This is a genomic window from Pseudomonas sp. LBUM1649, from assembly GCF_059716155.1.
Map to the genome: position 1 here is coordinate 1,054,812 of NZ_CP166807.1, position 17,261 is coordinate 1,072,072.

General features: G+C 60.2%; 17 protein-coding genes. 7 read left to right on the forward strand and 10 right to left on the reverse strand.

Annotated features, from left to right (window positions below):
- Positions 1–15: 15 nt before the first annotated feature.
- Positions 16–723 carry a peptide-methionine (S)-S-oxide reductase MsrA gene (gene msrA / locus ACA058_RS04690; protein ID WP_497638072.1) on the forward strand — a complete coding sequence of 236 codons (708 nt, stop codon included), beginning with the start codon at positions 16–18 and terminating at the stop codon, positions 721–723.
- A 25-nt stretch (positions 724–748) separates the two neighbouring features.
- On the opposite strand, the gene ACA058_RS04695 is transcribed toward msrA, so the two are convergent.
- Positions 749–1,654, reverse strand: coding sequence for a LysR family transcriptional regulator (locus ACA058_RS04695; RefSeq protein ID WP_497638073.1), 906 nt, complete (start codon positions 1,652–1,654; stop codon positions 749–751).
- A 102-nt stretch (positions 1,655–1,756) separates the two neighbouring features.
- Here ACA058_RS04695 and ACA058_RS04700 point away from each other — a divergent pair, with 102 nt between their 5' ends.
- Positions 1,757–2,944, forward strand: a complete 1,188-nt coding sequence (locus ACA058_RS04700; protein WP_497638074.1) for an aspartate aminotransferase family protein — start codon at positions 1,757–1,759, stop codon at positions 2,942–2,944.
- Here the strand turns inward: ACA058_RS04700 and ACA058_RS04705 are convergent.
- From ACA058_RS04705 to ACA058_RS04720, 4 genes are all read right to left on the reverse strand, one after another.
- Positions 2,912–3,166 carry a Txe/YoeB family addiction module toxin gene (locus ACA058_RS04705; RefSeq protein WP_008057655.1) on the reverse strand — a complete coding sequence of 85 codons (255 nt, stop codon included), beginning with the start codon at positions 3,164–3,166 and terminating at the stop codon, positions 2,912–2,914. The two genes, ACA058_RS04700 and ACA058_RS04705, sit on opposite strands and share 33 nt — an antisense overlap.
- Positions 3,163–3,417, reverse strand: a complete 255-nt coding sequence (locus ACA058_RS04710) for a type II toxin-antitoxin system Phd/YefM family antitoxin (protein WP_497638075.1) — start codon at positions 3,415–3,417, stop codon at positions 3,163–3,165. Before ACA058_RS04710 ends, ACA058_RS04705 begins: the two co-directional genes overlap by 4 nt.
- Before the next feature lie 181 nt (positions 3,418–3,598).
- Entirely contained in the window at positions 3,599–4,081 is a 483-nt protein-coding gene (locus ACA058_RS04715; RefSeq protein ID WP_497638076.1) for a P-loop NTPase family protein, read from the reverse strand.
- Positions 4,082–4,291: 210 nt separating this feature from the next.
- On the reverse strand, positions 4,292–6,211 hold the full coding sequence (locus ACA058_RS04720) for an alkaline phosphatase D family protein (RefSeq protein WP_497638077.1): 1,920 nt from the start codon (positions 6,209–6,211) through the stop codon (positions 4,292–4,294).
- Positions 6,212–6,350: 139 nt separating this feature from the next.
- On the opposite strand from ACA058_RS04720, the gene ACA058_RS04725 reads away from it, so the two are divergent.
- The 5 genes from ACA058_RS04725 (at position 6,351) to ACA058_RS04745 (ending at position 10,608) form a co-directional block, all read left to right on the forward strand.
- Complete coding sequence (locus tag ACA058_RS04725) at positions 6,351–6,692, forward strand: potassium channel family protein (RefSeq protein ID WP_497638078.1); 342 nt, start codon at positions 6,351–6,353, stop codon at positions 6,690–6,692.
- Positions 6,693–6,753: 61 nt separating this feature from the next.
- Positions 6,754–7,122, forward strand: coding sequence for a PH domain-containing protein (locus tag ACA058_RS04730; RefSeq protein ID WP_497638079.1), 369 nt, complete (start codon positions 6,754–6,756; stop codon positions 7,120–7,122).
- A 308-nt stretch (positions 7,123–7,430) separates the two neighbouring features.
- Complete coding sequence (locus tag ACA058_RS04735) at positions 7,431–8,318, forward strand: nitrilase family protein (RefSeq protein ID WP_497638080.1); 888 nt, start codon at positions 7,431–7,433, stop codon at positions 8,316–8,318.
- A 17-nt stretch (positions 8,319–8,335) separates the two neighbouring features.
- The gene (locus ACA058_RS04740) at positions 8,336–9,535 is read left to right on the forward strand and encodes a hypothetical protein (RefSeq protein ID WP_497638081.1); all 1,200 of its coding nucleotides are present in this window, start codon (positions 8,336–8,338) and stop codon (positions 9,533–9,535) included.
- A 77-nt stretch (positions 9,536–9,612) separates the two neighbouring features.
- Entirely contained in the window at positions 9,613–10,608 is a 996-nt protein-coding gene (locus ACA058_RS04745) for an asparaginase (protein WP_497638082.1), read from the forward strand.
- A gap of 127 nt (positions 10,609–10,735) precedes the next feature.
- Here ACA058_RS04745 and ACA058_RS04750 read toward each other — a convergent pair whose 3' ends face one another.
- From ACA058_RS04750 to ACA058_RS04770, 5 genes are all read right to left on the reverse strand, one after another.
- The gene (locus ACA058_RS04750; protein WP_497638083.1) at positions 10,736–10,957 is read right to left on the reverse strand and encodes a formate dehydrogenase subunit delta; all 222 of its coding nucleotides are present in this window, start codon (positions 10,955–10,957) and stop codon (positions 10,736–10,738) included.
- Entirely contained in the window at positions 10,954–13,836 is a 2,883-nt protein-coding gene (gene fdhF / locus ACA058_RS04755) for a formate dehydrogenase subunit alpha (protein WP_497638084.1), read from the reverse strand. The genes ACA058_RS04750 and fdhF overlap by 4 nt, the downstream gene beginning before the upstream one ends.
- Positions 13,833–15,389 carry a formate dehydrogenase beta subunit gene (locus tag ACA058_RS04760; protein WP_497638085.1) on the reverse strand — a complete coding sequence of 519 codons (1,557 nt, stop codon included), beginning with the start codon at positions 15,387–15,389 and terminating at the stop codon, positions 13,833–13,835. The genes fdhF and ACA058_RS04760 overlap by 4 nt, the downstream gene beginning before the upstream one ends.
- Positions 15,389–15,865: a formate dehydrogenase subunit gamma gene (locus ACA058_RS04765; protein WP_497638086.1), complete on the reverse strand. Its 477-nt coding sequence runs from the start codon at positions 15,863–15,865 to the stop codon at positions 15,389–15,391. Before ACA058_RS04765 ends, ACA058_RS04760 begins: the two co-directional genes overlap by 1 nt.
- A gap of 785 nt (positions 15,866–16,650) precedes the next feature.
- Entirely contained in the window at positions 16,651–16,962 is a 312-nt protein-coding gene (locus tag ACA058_RS04770; protein WP_497638087.1) for a DUF3077 domain-containing protein, read from the reverse strand.
- Between the last annotated feature and the right edge of the window lie 299 nt (positions 16,963–17,261).

Consider the following 17,261-nt stretch of genomic DNA (forward strand, 5'->3'; position numbering starts at 1 on the left):
TCTGGAGTCTGTGACATGAAAAATTTTTTCACCTGGCGCCGTACCCTGTTGGGGCTGGCCGCTTCCGGCATCATCGGCCAATGCTCGGCGTTTTCCTTTGGCGGGGCTGAAGAAGCCGTTCTCCTTCCACCACCGGCCCTCGACGAAACCACCCAGGCCCGCAGCGAAACCGCTGTGTTCGCCGGTGGTTGCTTCTGGGGTGTGCAAGGGGTGTTCCAGCATGTCAAAGGCGTGAAAAACGCCGTCTCCGGTTACGCCGGTGGTGCAGCCAATACGGCGCAGTACGAACGCGTCAGCGGTGGCGATACCGGTCATGCGGAATCGGTGGAGGTGACCTTCGACCCGAGCCAGGTCAGCTACGGCACCTTGCTGCAGATCTACTTTTCCGTGGCGCACAACCCGACCGAACTCAACCGCCAGGGGCCGGACACCGGCACCCAATACCGCTCGGCGATCTTTACCAAAAGCAGCGAACAGCAACGGGTCGCCCAGGCCTACATTGCCCAGCTCGACGCCGCGCATTCGTTCGATAAGCCGATAGTGACCAAGCTGGAAAGCTTCAACGGTTTTTACCCGGCCGAAGAAGAACACCAGGACTTTCTGACCGAGCACCCGACCTATCCCTACATCGTGATCAACGACTTGCCGAAGGTGGCGCAGCTCAAGCAGCTGTACCCGGACCGCTATCAGGAAAAACCGGTGCTGGTGAAGGCGGGGATGTGACGGCCGTTATCCGCAGATCACATGCTTACTGCTTGCCCCATATCTGCACGGCGAAGTCGACGAAACGCCGCAATTTCGGCAAGCGGTAGCGATCCTGGGCATACATCAGGTTCATTGGCCGGCTCGGCGGGTTGAACCCGGGCATCAAGCCCAGCAGTTTGCCGTCCTGGATGTCTTGCTCTACCAGGACATCGGGCAACATCACGATACCCATCCCGGTTCGCGCCGCCTGATGCAGCCCCGCCGAGCTGTTGATCAGCATCGGTCCGCTGACCGCCACCGAGACCTCGCCTTCGGGGCCGGCCAGGCGCCATTCCTTTTCCACCGAGTGCCAGTCATCGCCGGCCGGATAGGCGAAGGACAGGCAATCGTGGTGGCGCAGGTCTTCAGGTTTCTGCGGCGCGCCGCGCCGTGCCACGTATGCCGGGGATGCGCACATGGTCAGGGTGTAGTTGACGAGAGGGCGGGCAATCAAATTGGTCGACTCAAGGGCGCCCAGGCGAAAGGCCACGTCCAGACCGTTTTCGAGCATATCCGGACGACGGTTGGTGAGCATCACGTCGAGTTTTACCCGGGGGTAGAGCAGGGCAAATTCGCTCAGGGCTGGCGCCAGTTTTTCGGTGCCGAAGGTCAAGGGCGCCGAGATGCGCAGGGTGCCGCTGGGTTCATCGACCGCTTGCTCGGCCAGGCGTTCGGAATCCGCCACCAGCCCCAACACTTCGAGGCAGCGCTGGTAATACGCAGTGCCGAATTCGGTCAGCCGCTGACGCCGGGTCGTGCGGTTGAGCAAGCGCACACCGAGTCGCTGCTCAAGGGCCTTGAGGTGATTGCCGACCATGGTCGTGGACATTTTGCACTGCGATGCGGCGCCCGTCATGCTGCCGGCTTCCACCACTTTGACGTAGACGGTCATGGCCTGGAACAGATCCATTATCAAGCTCGACTTTAAAATGATTGAAGTATTGCAGTATTTATCCAGCTCAGGTGGCTAACCATACTGCAAAAACACCGACCCTTGATGGAGCCAGATGTCATGACCGCCGCCTGCCTGATGAGCACTTACCAACCCTTGGCCTTGAGTTTCAACAAGGGCCTGGGCACGCGCCTGTGGGACCAGGCCGGTCGTGAATACCTGGACGCAGTGGCCGGGGTGGCGGTGACCAACGTCGGGCACTCGCACCCGAAAATCGTCGCGGCCATCAGCGAACAGGCCGCACTGTTGCTGCACACATCCAACCTCTACAGCATCGACTGGCAGCAACGGCTGGCCCGCCAGCTGACCCAACTTGCGGGCATGGACCGGGCGTTCTTCAACAACTCCGGGGCCGAGGCCAATGAAACGGCGCTGAAAATCGCCCGGCTGCATGGCTGGCACAAAGGCATCGAGCAACCGTTGGTGGTGGTCATGGAGAACGCTTTCCATGGCCGCACCCTCGGCACCCTGTCCGCCAGCGATGGCCCGGCGGTGCGCCTGGGTTTCAGCAAGTTGCCGGGGGATTTCGTCAAAGTGCCCTTCGGCGACCTCAAGGCGTTGGACAAGGTGCGCCAGGATCACGGCTCGCGCATCGTGGCGATCCTGATGGAGCCGACCCAGGGCGAAAGCGGTGTGCAACTGGCCCCACCCGGTTACCTGAAAGCCGTGCGCGAACTCTGCAACCAGCGCTCCTGGTTGTTGATGCTCGACGAAATCCAGACCGGCATCGGCCGTACCGGGCAGTGGTTCGCCTTCCAGCACGAAGGCATCGTCCCGGATGTCATGACGTTGGCCAAAGGCCTGGGCAACGGCGTGCCGATTGGCGCCTGCCTGGCCCGTGGCAAAGCCGCCGAACTCTTTACCCCCGGCAGCCACGGCAGCACGTTCGGCGGCAACCCGCTGGCCTGTCGGGTCGGTTGCACGGTGCTGGACATCATCGAGGAACAAGGCTTGCTGGAAAATGCCCGGCTACAGGGCGAACGCCTGATGAACAGGTTGCGCATGGAATTGGCGGACGAACCTAATGTCCTGGCGATCCGTGGCAAGGGCTTGATGATCGGCATTGAACTCAAGCAACCGATCCGCGACCTGAGCCTGATCGCCGCCCGGGATCATGGTTTGCTGATCAACGTGACGCGGGGGCAAACCATTCGCTTGTTGCCGCCACTGACGATTGATGAGCGGGAGGTGGAGATGATTGTCAGGGGGGTGAGTTCAGTAGTGGTATCTGCACATGACAACGCGTAACTCACCGTCTTCGATTGTGTAGACCAAGCGATGTTCAGCCGTTATACGGCGCGACCAGAAGCCGCTTAAATTGTGTTTGAGCGGTTCTGGTTTTCCGAGACCCTCGAACGGTTCACGCAGGATGGCTTTGATCAGCAGGTTAATGCGTTTGAGTCCTGCCTTATCGTTTTGCTGAAACCAAAGGTAATCGTCCCAACCTTCAGGAGTGAACTCGATATTCATTCTTCAATGAGTTGCCGAGATTTGGTTTTCCCGGCGCGCAGGTTGCTAATCGATTTGATCAAGCGTTCGGCATTGGCAGGGGAACGGAGCAGGTAGGCGGTCTCTTCGAGGGCGTTGTATTCCGCCAGCGACATCATCACCACCGGTTCGCCTTTCTGGCGGGTGACCAGCAGTGGGGTGCGGTCTTCGTTGACGCGATCCATGGTTTCAGCCAGGTGCGCGCGTGCGGTGGTGTAATTGATGGTGTGCATAGTGAAATCCTCGCTCGATGCAATGACCGTACAGAAATGAGTACAGATTGACAAGGCGATATCTCCGAATGGTCGTTGTGCAATTGGCGCATCAACGCTTCTCCTGAGTATCGTCGAAACCTCCTCGGGACGTTTCCGAGAACGGTGTAGTCCTTATCTGAAAAAGCACCGTGAGGATAAATCAATCGGAACTGGCGAAATCGGTGATTTCAGTCCGATCCATCAGTTGAATTCTGCAACCGGAAAACCCTTCGAATAGCCGCTGATGGGCCGTATACCCGCTGGACCCATCACGCTTGCGATAACTACCCGCCCACTCCAGCAGGGCGATCAGGCGTTCGTCGTCGTTGGCTTCACGCTGGCGAATATTGGCGACGCAAGCCTCGTCTGTAACGCTCAACCAGATCAGCGCAGTCGTCCGGTGCAGGAGTTCACTGGCGATCCAGCCATAAACCCCTTCGATCACCCAGCGCTCTTGCTCGGCCGCGATTCGCGCCATGGCCAAGGCTTCGGCGCGGGGGCGGGCGATGCTGTGTTCGTCGGACAGCCATTGAATGCGGTCGAGATCGGTCCATGGCACCTGCAATCGCTCAGCCAGCCGTTGCGCCAGCCAGCTCTTGCCAGAGCCAGAGTTACCGATGATCAGAGTTCGGGTGAGGTCCATGAGCGACACCGATCAACTGTAGGAGCGAGCATGCTCGCGATGGTCGTGAACGATAACGCGCCCGGTCTGAATGATCGCGTTGTTCGGACCTCCATCGCGAGCAAGCTTTGCTCCTACAGGGAAACGAGTACATCCGCGAAACCAGGCTGCCTTCATGCCCAGAGGCTTCCCCCCCAACCATAGAATCTCCCACAGGTTTCGGTCCAGCCCTCAGTCATCAACTTCAGGCGCCACCATCCGCGTCTTCGGCGAGCCATCGGCGTTGTGCTGAAAAATATCCCGTGGCTGCCCTTGTTCATTGAAGTACACCTGGCCGATCCCCGCCGAATTCCACAGCCGCTCACCCGCTTCGGCGTGTTCGGGGACGTGCGGCACGATGCGCATGCGCCGACGCTTGGTCAGCCAGTTCAGCGGCGAACGCGGTGAATACAGCCAGCGATTGAGGCGGTCGAACCACTCCAGCAGGGCCGGCGGGAACTCGTTCTTGATCCCGCTGCTGGTGATCTGCCAGATGCGCGGGCCGGCCTTGCGGTGGCGGATCAGCACTTCGTAGACGAAGGAGTAATGCACATCGCCGGACAGCACCACGTAGTTACCCGGCGTGCGCGAGTGCCGGAAAATGTTCAGGATCACCTGGGCCGCGCCGCGATGGGCCATCCAGTTCTCGGCGTCCACCAGCAGTGGATAACCTAGCCAGCTGAACACCCGTTGTACGGTTTCGATCAGCTTGACGCCGAAGATCGGCGCCGGCGAAACGATGATCGCCGAGGGGTGATCCAACAGTTCCTGCTGCAGTTCGCTGAGGGCTTCCCAGTCCAGCAGGCCCGACGGTTGTTTGAGGGTCATCTCGCTGCGCCAGCGCCGGGTACGGGTATCGAGCACCACCATGGCCGGCGTGGTGGGCAGCACGTAATGCCAGTGCTGGAAGCGCAGCAGTTCATTGATCAAATCGTCCTGGACATCGCTGTCGAGGTAGCGGTCATGGCCGGTGGCGCTCAGCAGACGGGTTTTTTCCAGCACGGCGGCGAAGGCATCCGGATTGTTGCCCCAGCCCTGGCATAGCATGTAGGCAAGCAGCGCATTGCCGATGATGCGCCGGGAAAACGGATGGCCGTAGGCCGTTTCCTCCCATTGCGCGGAAAGATTCCAGTCGTCGGTAATGTCATGGTCGTCGAAAATCATCAGCGTCGGCACGTGCGCCAGCGCTCGCGCGACCTTGTCCAGGCCGGCCTTGAACGCGTCGATGCGCGTCTGTTCCAGGGCATAACGCTCGCGCCGTTCCTTGATCAGTTTCGGCGTTTTTGGCGCGATCAAGGTCCAGGGCGTCGGCGACCAGACCAGCAGGTACATGGCCATGACTTCGGCGAAGGTCACCAGATGATTGTCGGCACTGCTGCTGGTGAAAATCGGCTTGCGCGCGCCGCCGAAAAACCGCTCGCGCAGGGTTTCGTTGCTTTGCAGTGCCGGTAAAAGATCCGCGCGGTGGTAGTAACAGGCGGCGTGCCCGTAAAGCGCGGCGCTGTCGCTGACCACGGCGCCCTCCAGATGCTCACCGAACAACCCCAGTCGTTCGATCAAGGCGTGGATCGCCCGCAGGGTCGGCCCGGCGACATCGTCGGCGTAGACCTGATCGCCGCTCATCATCAGCAGCGCCGGACGGTCCGTGGCCGGGTGGTCTTGCGCCAACAGCTCATCGACGCACAGCAGTCCGTCGGTCGCCGGGTGATGGGGCTTGCGGCAGGAGCCGTGCAGCAACTGCTCGATACGAGCACGCAGGACGAAGTTCGGCGCAGTAGCATCGCCGTACAACAGATGCGGCGCCCAGGTGGCGATGCCGGTCCCGTCATCGATCAGCAGGTCGTACTCGACCCACTCATCACAAGGCAGGGCAACGTCCAGCGCTACATCGATCAGGTGCACGAAAGCATGGGTACCCACCGCAATCACCGTGCATTGCCCGGCATCGAGGCGAATATCGCCCACGCCCTGCAATCGCAGCGTCAGCTCCAGGGCCCGTGAACCCACCAGCCACAGCACCAGCCGCGTGGGTTCCAGACGCCGTAACAGCGGGCCGGCCAGGACCGGTGGCAGTGATTGATGGTCGTCGGGTAATGGCAGCACTTGGAACATCCGGGATAAAAACTCTTGGAGGCACAGAGGCGGGGGATGATAACGCAGCTGACGGCGACACAGGCTAAAGTGAAGCTGCCACTGCGTCTGTCACGAAATGATCCGCCAATCCGCCTGCCGCCCCCAGGACACCCATGACATGAAGCCCGCTCATACCTCACACATCCGTCGAGAGTTCTACAAAGCCGTCGGCTATTACCTTCGAATTGTCTGGCCGATCTTTTCCACCATGCTGGTCGTCATCGTCACGTTCGGCCTGATCATCAGCTACCTGGAAGGCTGGGACCCTTTTGACGGCATCTACTTCGGCTTCGTGACCGGGTTGACCATCGGCTATGGCGAACTCGTGCCGAAACTGGCGATGTCGCGTGTACTGGCGATATTGCTGGGTTTCAACGGCGTGCTGCTCACGGCGATCTTTGCGGCGATCAGCGTGCGGGCGATCGAGACTGCGGTACGGACAACCGGTGGAGAAAAGTAAGGCAGGCCCAATGGCATGAAGTCGTGCTTAGATGCGTGTTTTGACAATCAGGGAATGGCCAATGATCGACTTCAACAACAAAGGGTTCTTCAAGCTCAAGCAAAACGACGAATACGCCGAACGCGTCACCGCCCTGCTGCTGGACGGCGAAGAAGTCATTGATTCCTACAAGTCCATGCGCGATGGCGTGGTGTTCACCAACAAACGCATCATTGCGGTTAACGTACAAGGCATCACCGGCAGTAAGAAAGACTTCACCTCGTTGCCGTATAAAAACATCGTGGCGTATTCGGTGGAAACCTCGGGGACGTTTGATCTGGATTCCGAGCTGGAGATTTATTTTTCGTCGTTGGGCAAAGTGAAATTCGAGTTCACCGGCAAGACCTCGATGGTCGAGGTCTCCAAGCTGATCTCCCAGCACCTGCTCTAACACAACACACCCCCCCTGTAGGAGCGAGCATGCTCGCGATGGTCGTTAACGATAACGCGTGCTTACTGGCTAAACACAGCGCTCTCGAGTCCATCGTCGGAGCGCCGCCCGGAGCAAGCTCGCTCCGGACAGTGATGCCGGGACCCAGGGGGCGATCGAAATCGAGTGATCAAAAACACCTCGCTAATACATCTTCGGATAGAGGCTACAGCCTTACCGGAAGCGTCTGACTTACACCATTTGGCATTTCGACTCTTATAAACACGCAATTAAACAGCGTGAATAACAATAAAAAGAGGTCATTCGAAATGAGCGAGCCAACAAGCCCTGTTCGTGTAGCAGTCGTGCAATTCGATCCACAAGTCGGCATTGAAAATTGTGATGCAAATCTGTGTCGCAGCCTGGAATTGGCCCTGGAGGCGGTCACCGGCGGTGCGAACCTCATCGTGCTGCCTGAACTCTCCAGCACCGGTTATTTCTTCAGCAGTCGGCAGGATGCTTTTGACCATGCGCAGCTGATACCCGGCGGGCCAAGCGCGCAACTCTGGATCGACTTCGCCTCCAGGCACAACGTCTACCTCGTGGCCGGCCTGGCCGAGCGCGATGGCATGCGGCTCTTCAACACCGCAATACTGGTCGGCCCTGACGGTTTTATCGGCAAGTATCGCAAAGCCCATTTATGGAATCTGGAGAAACTCTGGTTCACACCGGGCGATCTTGGTTTTCCGGTTTTTGATACGCCCATTGGCCGTATCGGAATGTTGATCTGCTGGGATATCTGGTTCCCGGAGGTGCCGCGCATCCTGAGCCAACAAGGCGCCGACATCATTTGCAGCGTTAACAACTGGGTCTGGACACCGCCGCCGCTGTTCGACGATGCCGGCAAGTGCATGGCGTCGTACCTGACGATGACGGCTGCCCACGTCAACAATGTGTTTATCGCAGCTGCCAGCCGGATCGGTGAGGAACGAGGTGCCCGCTACCTCGGATGCTCGCTGATTGCCGGGACCAATGGCTGGCCGATTGGCGCAGTAGCATCGGCAGATCAGCAGGAAATACTGTTTGCCGATATTGACCTGACCAGCTCCCGCAGTGCTCCTATCTGGAACAACCTGAACGACCTGCATCGTGATCGTCGAGCCGATCTCTACGATCAGATGCTCGGCTACACACAACACCCATGTCTCCCGCGCTGATAAGGGGGACCTGACTCATGGAAAACACAAACGATAAAAACCGGTTTGCCCCCAGATCGCCTTTTGATGTGGCGGTCATCCTGCTGATGATCGGCGCGACACTGCTGATTATCTGGCTTTCATTCACCAATCGTTCGTTCTGGTCCGCCCATTGGCCGAGTTACAGCGACATGGTGTCGAGCCTTCCCCAGCCGAGTGCCTGGTTGCGTTGGGTGCTCGGCGACATCAGCGAGGTGGCATTCTACAAACACGAGTTCGCCTCGATCGGACTGTTGGCGGGCGCCTATCTCGCCTACTGGGCGAATCGAACGGGGAGATCCTGGCAAGGCTTCAGCATTTCCTATGGCACCGGGCTTTGGCCGTGGCTGATCACCAGTTCACTGCTTGGGCTGCTGCTGAGTAACGTGCTGTGGGGTTGGACGGTGACCGCCACTAGCTGGCAACCGACATTTGCCGCGTTCGTCTCGCTGCCAGCGGCGATGGTGCTGATGTTTGGCGGTGGCTGGAAAGTCACGATCAACGGCGCAATCATGGGTGCCGTACTCGTCACACCCATGTGCCTGCTGATCGTCAATTACGTATGTAACCCGTTGGGGTTGCCAGCGTTGATCGGCAATGTTCTGGGCATGGCGGTCGCCAGTGTCGTGGCATTTTTGCTCTGCCGCTACCAGCCGAGCCTGATGAAGTCCGAACAATCCAAGACATTACCCTCTTCGCGTCCCGCACCCGCTACCAATGCGCCCGACTACGGGGTCGTCTGGAGCCTGCGCCGGGTCTTGGCAGACTTTTCCGAAGCGCCATTCTTCGGCAATGAACTGGCGAGCCTCGGTTTGTTACTGGGGGTATTGCTGGCTTACACCTTGAACCCGATGAGTCCGGCGTATGGATCGGGTCTGTTGCTGCACATCATCGGCGCACAGGCGCTGACCTCGGCCATCGGGGTGCTGATCTGGCGTCGACAATGGATGTTGCGCGGCTGGTACCCCACTTACGTTCCTCTGGTGTCAGTGGTGCCAGCCGCGATTCTGACCCATGGCGGCAGTTGGCAGGTGATCGGTTCGAGTGCATTGCTGGGGGCTTTGATCGCGCCACCTCTGGCCTGTGCGATTGCCAAGCGATTGCCGGCCGATATGCATGCCTACATCGGCAATGTCCTGTCCATGGCCATCAGCACGTTACTGATCGTGCCGCTGATCGGCGTTCTTATCGCGGAGTAAATGCCACCGCCCCTTCGGCTGTACCCCGTCCTGAACCGGGTACAGCCACCTCTCTTCCCGAACACGTGAGGTATCACATGGATCTGCCCAAACTTGCCATCGCGGCGCTCGGCGGCACGGTGAGCATGCAAGCCAGGAATGCTGGCGAAGGCGTTATCCCGACCGTCAGCGGCGAGACTCTACTGGCGTCCGTACCGCAATTGACGACGCTTGCCCGAGTAACCGTTGAAACCCTTGGACTGCTCCCCAGCGCTTCACTGGATTTCGAACTTTTACTGAGCGTATTGCCTTGGGCAAACTTTCAAATCAAACAAGGCGCCGTGGGTGTCGTGCTGACCCAAGGCACCGACACACTCGAAGAAACGGCAGCGTTTTTCGATTACCTTTGGCCCCACGACGCACCACTGGTGCTGACCGGTGCGATGCGCTCGGCAGCACAGCCAGGGGCGGAGGGACCGGCGAATCTGCTGGATGCATGCCACGTCGCCCTGGCCGAGAACAGCCGAAAGCGTGGTGTTCAGGTCGTGATGAACGGGGAGATTCATCAAGCGAGAAGCGTACGTAAAACTGATTCGCTGGCGTTGCAGGCGTTCACCTCTCCGGTCGTGGGGCCTACAGGCCTGATGATGGAAGACCGCGTTCACTACCTGCGTCCGCCGGTTCAGCGTAGGGTTTTGCCCCTGCCGCAACAGACAACCCAGAAGGTTGCGATGTTCGAGGCATCCCTCTCGGCTGACACGCTGCTTCTGGAAAACATCCTTGCACTCGGTTATGACGGGCTGGTGATAGCCGGTTTCGGCGCCGGACATGTCTCGCAGAGCTGGGCGACGGTGATTGAGCACATTGCCGAAAAAATCCCGGTGATCATTGCGACCCGCACCGGTTCCGGCTCTACCGCGCAAGCCAGCTATGGTTTTAACGGCAGTGAGATGGATCTGATTCGCAAGGGTGCATCGATGGCGGGATTTCTATGTCCGCGTAAAGCCAGGGTTCTGCTTTGGCTGCTGCTTGGCTGTCAGTGGCAACATGAGTTGTCGCGGTACCTGAAAGAGGAAAGCCGCTTTCAAAATTGATTCATAACCCTGTAGGAGCGAGCCTGCTCGCGATGGTCGTTAACGATAACGCGGGAAGCCTGGCACCCCGCGGCGTTCTCGAGTCCATCGCGAGCATGCTCGCTCCTACAGATTTTCCGCCAGCAGGCTAAGCCTCCCAACCCGCCCCACTCACCGCCGCCTGCACCAGCGGGTGCAAATCCGCCCCCTGATGCGCCGTCTGCCAGGCCAACAACTCCTTGCGCATGCTCGGCGCCCAGTACATCTGCAGATGATTACGCACACCGAGCACCGCCTGCTCCTGGTCCGGCTGGCTGGCAAAGTACTGGGCGATCTGGTTGGCCATCTTGATCAGGTTCTCAGTACTCATCGGCGCACCTCCGCTTTATCGCCACGGGCCTGACGGCGATCCTTGAGCAAACGGTGCTGTTCATCACTGAATTCCTGGAAGCGTTTTTGCCACTCCGAAGGGTGGTACACGCGGCTGACCTCCACGGCCGTGACCTTGTACTCCGGACAGTTGGTGGCCCAGTCGGAGTTGTCGGTGGTAATGACGTTGGCCCCCGATTCCGGGAAGTGGAAGGTGGTGTACACCACGCCCGGGGCAACCCGCTCGGTAACCCGCGCACGCAGGACGGTCTGCCCGGCGCGGCTGCCGATGCCGACCCAGTCACCTTCGTTGATACCACGGCTCTCGGCGTCGGTCGGGTGGATTTCCAGACGGTCTTCGTCGTAGAAGGCGACGTTGTCGGTACGCCGGGTCTGGGCGCCGACGTTGTACTGGCTGAGGATGCGCCCGGTGGTCAGCAGCAGCGGATAGCGACTGTTGACCTTCTCCTCGGTGGGCACGTAGCCGGTGAGCATGAAACGCCCCTTGCCGCGCACGAACTCCTCGATGTGCATGGTCGGCGTGCCGTCCGGTGCCGCGGCGTTGCACGGCCATTGCAGGCTGCCGTGGCGCTCCAGTTCGGCATAGCTGACGTTGGTGAAGGTCGGCGTCAGGCTGGCGATTTCATCCATGATTTCCGATGGGTGCTTGTAGTTCATCGGATAACCCAAGGCGTTGGCCAGGGCCACCGTACCTTCCCAGTCGGCCTTGCCGCCCAGCGGGTCCATGACCTTGCGTACCCGCGAGATGCGGCGCTCGGCGTTGGTGAAGGTGCCGTCTTTTTCCAGGAACGAGCTGCCCGGCAGGAACACATGGGCGAACTTGGCGGTTTCGTTGAGGAAAATGTCCTGCACCACCACGCACTCCATGGCCGACAGCGCCGCGGTGACGTGCTGGGTATTGGGATCGCTCTGGGCGATGTCTTCGCCCTGGCAATACAAGCCCTTGAAACTGCCGCCCAGCGCTGCCTCGAACATGTTGGGAATGCGCAGGCCCGGATCAGGTTGCAGAGTGACGTTCCAAGCCTGTTCGAACTGCGCCCGCACCACCTCGTTGGAGATGTGCCGGTAGCCGGGCAACTCGTGGGGGAAGGAGCCCATGTCGCAGGAGCCCTGAACGTTGTTCTGCCCCCGCAGCGGGTTCACGCCCACGCCTTCGCGGCCGATGTTGCCAGTGGCCATGGCCAGGTTGGCGATGCCCATGACGGCGGTGCTTCCCTGGCTGTGCTCGGTGACGCCCAGGCCGTAGTAGATCGCCGCATTGCCGCCGGTGGCATACAGACGGGCGGCGGCACGGATGTCGGCAGGTTCTACGCCGCAGATGGGCCCAAGGGCTTCCGGCGAGTTTTCCGCGCGGCTGACGAACTCGCTCCAGTTGGCGAAATCTTTACCCTCGCAACGGGCGTCGATGAAGGGTTGGTTGAGCAGGCCTTCGGTGACGATCACATGGGCCAAGGCGTTGAGCATGGCGACGTTGGTGCCCGGGCGCAGAGCCAAGTGATATTCGGCGCGGGCGTGCACCGAGTCCACCAGATCAATGCGCCGTGGGTCGATGACAATCAGTCGCGCGCCTTCACGCAGGCGGCGTTTGAGCTGCGAGGCGAACACCGGGTGCGCATCGCTGGGGTTCGCGCCCATCACCAGGATCACGTCGGCCTGCATCACCGAATCGAAACTCTGGGTGCCGGCGGACTCGCCCAGGGTTTGTTTCAGGCCATAGCCGGTCGGCGAGTGGCAGACCCGCGCACAGGTGTCGACGTTGTTGTTACCGAACGCGGCGCGCACCAGTTTTTGCACCAGATAGGTTTCTTCGTTGGTGCAGCGGCTGGAGGTGATGCCACCGATGGAATCGCGGCCGTATTTTTGCTGCAGCCGACGGAATTCGCTGGCGGCGTACGTCACCGCTTCATCCCAGCTGACTTCCTGCCAAGGGTCGTTGATGTGCTGGCGAATCATCGGCTTGGTGATGCGATCCGGGTGTGTGGCGTAGCCCCAGGCAAAGCGCCCCTTGACGCAGGAGTGGCCGTGGTTGGCCTGGCCGTTCTTGTCCGGAACCATGCGCACCAGCTGGTCACCTTTCATCTCGGCGCGGAACGAGCAGCCCACACCGCAATAGGCACAGGTGGTGATCACGCTGCGTTCCGGTTGGCCCAGTTCGACCACGCTTTTTTCCATCAGCGTCGCGGTAGGGCAGGCTTGCACACAGGCGCCGCAGGACACGCATTCGGAGTCGAGGAAGTTATCCCCACCGGCAGCGGCCACGCGGGATTCAAAACCGCGCCCGGTAATGGTCAGGGCAAAGGTGCCCTGGGTTTCTTCACAGGCGCGCACGCAGCGGTTGCAGACGATGCACTTGCTCGGGTCGTAGTCGAAGTAGGGGTTGGACGTGTCTTTCACATCGCTCAGATGGTTGTCACCTTCATAGCCGTAACGCACCTCCCGCAGGCCGACCTGGCCGGCGACGGTTTGCAGCTCGCAATTGCCGTTGGCCGAGCAGGTCAGGCAGTCCAGCGGGTGATCGGAAATGTATAACTCCATGACATTGCGGCGCAGGGTCGCGAGCTTCGGCGTCTGGGTGTGCACGCTCATGCCTTCAGTGACAGGCGTGGTGCAGGACGCCGGGTAGCCGCGCATGCCGTCGATCTCCACCAGGCACATGCGGCAGGAGCCGAAGGCTTCCAGGCTGTCGGTGGCACAGAGTTTTGGAATGGTGGTGCCCAGCAGCGCGGCGGCGCGCATCACCGAGGTGCCTTCGGGCACGCTGATGCTGCGGCCGTCGATGTTCAAGGTGACTTGCACCTGGCTGTCGCGGGCAGGAGTGCCGAGGTCGATATCGGTGTTCGGGTCGAAGAGAGTGATCATTGCTCGGCCTCCGAGGCTTGCAGACCGAAGTCAGCGGGGAAGTGCTTGAGGGCGCTGGCTACGGGAAAAGAGACCATGCCGCCCAACGCGCACAGCGAACCGTATTGCAGGGTGTCGCACAGGTCCTTGAGGATGATCACCTGCTCATCCCGACCGCTCTGGTCAGGCGCGGCCAGCAGCCGGTCGATCACCTCCACACCCCGGGTCGAGCCGATGCGGCAGGGAGTGCATTTGCCACAGGATTCCTCGGCGCAGAACTGCATGGCGAAGCGCGCCATATGGGCCATGTCCAGCGTGTCGTCCGCCACCACCACACCACCGTGACCGAGCATCGCGCCGATGGCGGCGAAGGCTTCGTAATCCAGCGGCGTGTCGAATTGCGATGGCGGTACCCAGGCGCCGAGCGGGCCGCCAACCTGAGCGGCCTTCAGCGGCCGACCACTGGCAGTGCCACCGCCGTAGTCTTCCACCAGTTCCCGCAGAGTCAGGCCAAAGGCCCGTTCCACCAGCCCGCCGTGACGAACATTGCCCGCCAGTTGGAAAGGCATGGTGCCCAGGGAACGGCCCATGCCGTAATCGCGATAGAACTGCGCGCCCTTGGCGAGAATCAGCGGCACCGAGGCCAGGGTCAGCACGTTGTGCACCAGGGTTGGCTGGCCGAACAGGCCCTTCAAGGCAGGAATCGGCGGCTTGGCGCGCACGATCCCGCGCTTGCCTTCGAGCGAGTCCAGCAGCGCGGTTTCCTCACCGCAAATGTAAGCGCCGGCACCGACCCGCACTTCCATATCGAAAGCCTGGCCGCTGCCGCCGACATTGGCGCCCAGGTAACCGGCGGAGCGCGCGATATTCAGCGCTGCACGCAGTGTGGCCACGGCGTCTGGATATTCCGAGCGTACATAGATGTAGCCGTAGGTGGCGCCGACGGTAATGCCGGCAACAGCCATGCCTTCGATCAGCAGGAAGGGGTCGCCTTCCATCAACATGCGGTCGGCGAAAGTGCCGGAGTCGCCTTCGTCGGCGTTGCACACAATGTATTTCTGCGCAGCTTCGGTAGCGCGCACCGTGCGCCATTTGATCCCGGCGGGGAAGGCCGCGCCGCCACGGCCACGCAGGCCTGAATCGAACACTGCCGTCGCAGTTTGTTCGCCACCAAGGGTGACGGCCCTGTTTAAACCTTCGAAACCGCCGTGGTCTCGGTAATCGTCCAGCGACAGCGGCCGGGTAATACCGGCGCGGGCGAACAGCAGGCGTTGTTGAGATTTGAGATAAGGCAGCTCTTCCACCAGACCCAAGGCAAGTGGGTGCGCGGATGGATTGCCCAGCGCTTCGAGTACGGACGGCACATCAGCAGCGGTCAGCGGGCCGAAGCCGATACGGCCTTGCGGAGTGTCCACTTCCAACAACGGCTCCAGCCAATACAGCCCGCGCGAACTGGTGCGTTGCAACTCAAGCGGCAGATTGCGTTCCTTGGCCTGAGTGATGAGCGCGGTGGATACCTCATCGGCACCCACGGCACGGGCCAGCGAATCACAGGGCAGATAAAGAGTCGGCATCACGCGTCCTCCCGGCAAGCATCGAGCAACGCATCCAGCCGCTCGGCACTGAGCCGCGCATGCACCCGACCATCCAGCTCCAGAGCGGGCGAACAGGCACAGGCCCCGAGGCAATACACCGGACGCAAACTAATACTGCCGTCAGCGCTGCTGCCGTGGTCATCCAGTTGCAGACGCTCGCGCAACTGCGCGGCCAACTGCTCGGCACCGCGACTCTTGCAGGACTCAGCCCGGCACAGCCGCAGGATATGTCGCGCTGGCGGCGAGGTACGGAAGTCATGGTAAAAACTGATCACCCCACGAACCTCCGCCTGACTCAGATTGAGGGCGTGAGCAATCTCGGGGACGGCCGCATCGGGGATATAACCAATGCGTTCCTGAATATCATGAAGAATCGGCAACAGGGCGCCGGGAGTGCCCTTATGGCGCTCCAGCAGGGTGTTGACCACAGGCAGGTGCAAACTCTCATCAGGCATTCAGCAATCCTCACGGTCACGGACAAACCAGAAGGTCGTCGGTCGTCCGAAAGTGTCGGCTGCGGCACTCACACTACGTCACGGTATCGTGGCATTTTCAGGCCGTTGGCCAGGGCACCCTGAGCGGGCATCTTGTTGTGCCCGGCACGGTCTTCGCCGCACCTCTACTGGGCATAAAGGGCAGCTTGCCACGCGGCTATTGATCGAACCGCACCAAAGCGACGTGCTCGGTTCTGCCTACGACTATCCAATAAGTCTAGATGAGTGCCGCACGGGGCGTTCACTCACCGGCCTTATGCCCGGAGGGCTTGTCGATGGGGGATGTATAGCAAGCATTTCAGGCAAGAAACAGCATCAGATCGGTGGGCAATTCTAAGGAGCAGAGCTGTGCTAGTGCGTCCATTTGCACTGGTCTTTGCGATCGAAAGTCCCGACAAGCTCGAAATGCTGTACACGCAAGAGAATCTTCAGGCGAGCAAGAAAACTGTGGCGAGGGGATTTATCCCCGTCCGGCTGCGAAGCAGTCGTAAACCCGAACAACTCAGTGAGACTGAATGGACGCAGGGGCCGCTTCGCGACCCAGCGGGGATAAATCCCCTCGCCACAAATGTCCGGTCCACGCCTAGTTATCTGCATCACGAAACAAACTCGGGGCTAACACAACCGGTGAGGCAACCGAAATCCCTGTGGGAGTGGGCTTACCCGCGAAAGCGCCAGCCCAGCCAACATAAATGCTGAATCAGCCACCACCATCACAAGCCACCAACACCCACAGGCCTCAACCTCTAAGCTTCAGCCTTCGCCCCCGCCTGCTTGGATACCGGCGCACAAGTCCGATCCCGAGTAAGCACCTTCACCGCATCATCCACCAACGCCTTACTCATCGAGGTCAAATAATGCGCAGTCCAGGCATGACGGTCGGTATCTCTGGCATAGGCAGCATCTTCAGTCAGCGTCTTGGCCAGAAACAGAAAATCAGAAGCCATCGACAACGCATCACCGAGCGGAACGCCGCGAGTGACGTGGAACAGCGGTTGATCGGAACAGTAGATGGCGGGGGTTAAGCCGATGGTTTTAAGTTCGGATTGTTCGGTCATTGGCCACCTCCGAGGATGGAGAGGCAATGGGGGAGGGTGTTACGCGATTGGGAATTGCGTAGAGGGGAAAGCCAAATTTCAAACGGATTTATCTTGGTCATGGTCAACATCCTTGATTTGAGGAGCTGCCACGAGCCTTCTCACGGGCTTGGGTGACAGCCGTGCGCGGGGTGAGAAACCGGCAATCAAGGCAACCGGCAGACCCGAAGGTCTCCCACGCACAGCCGCCATAAAGCCATATCGCAGACGAAAAAAAACGCCACGACAGGTTTTTGGGCGCTTAGCGCCTTGATTTCCAC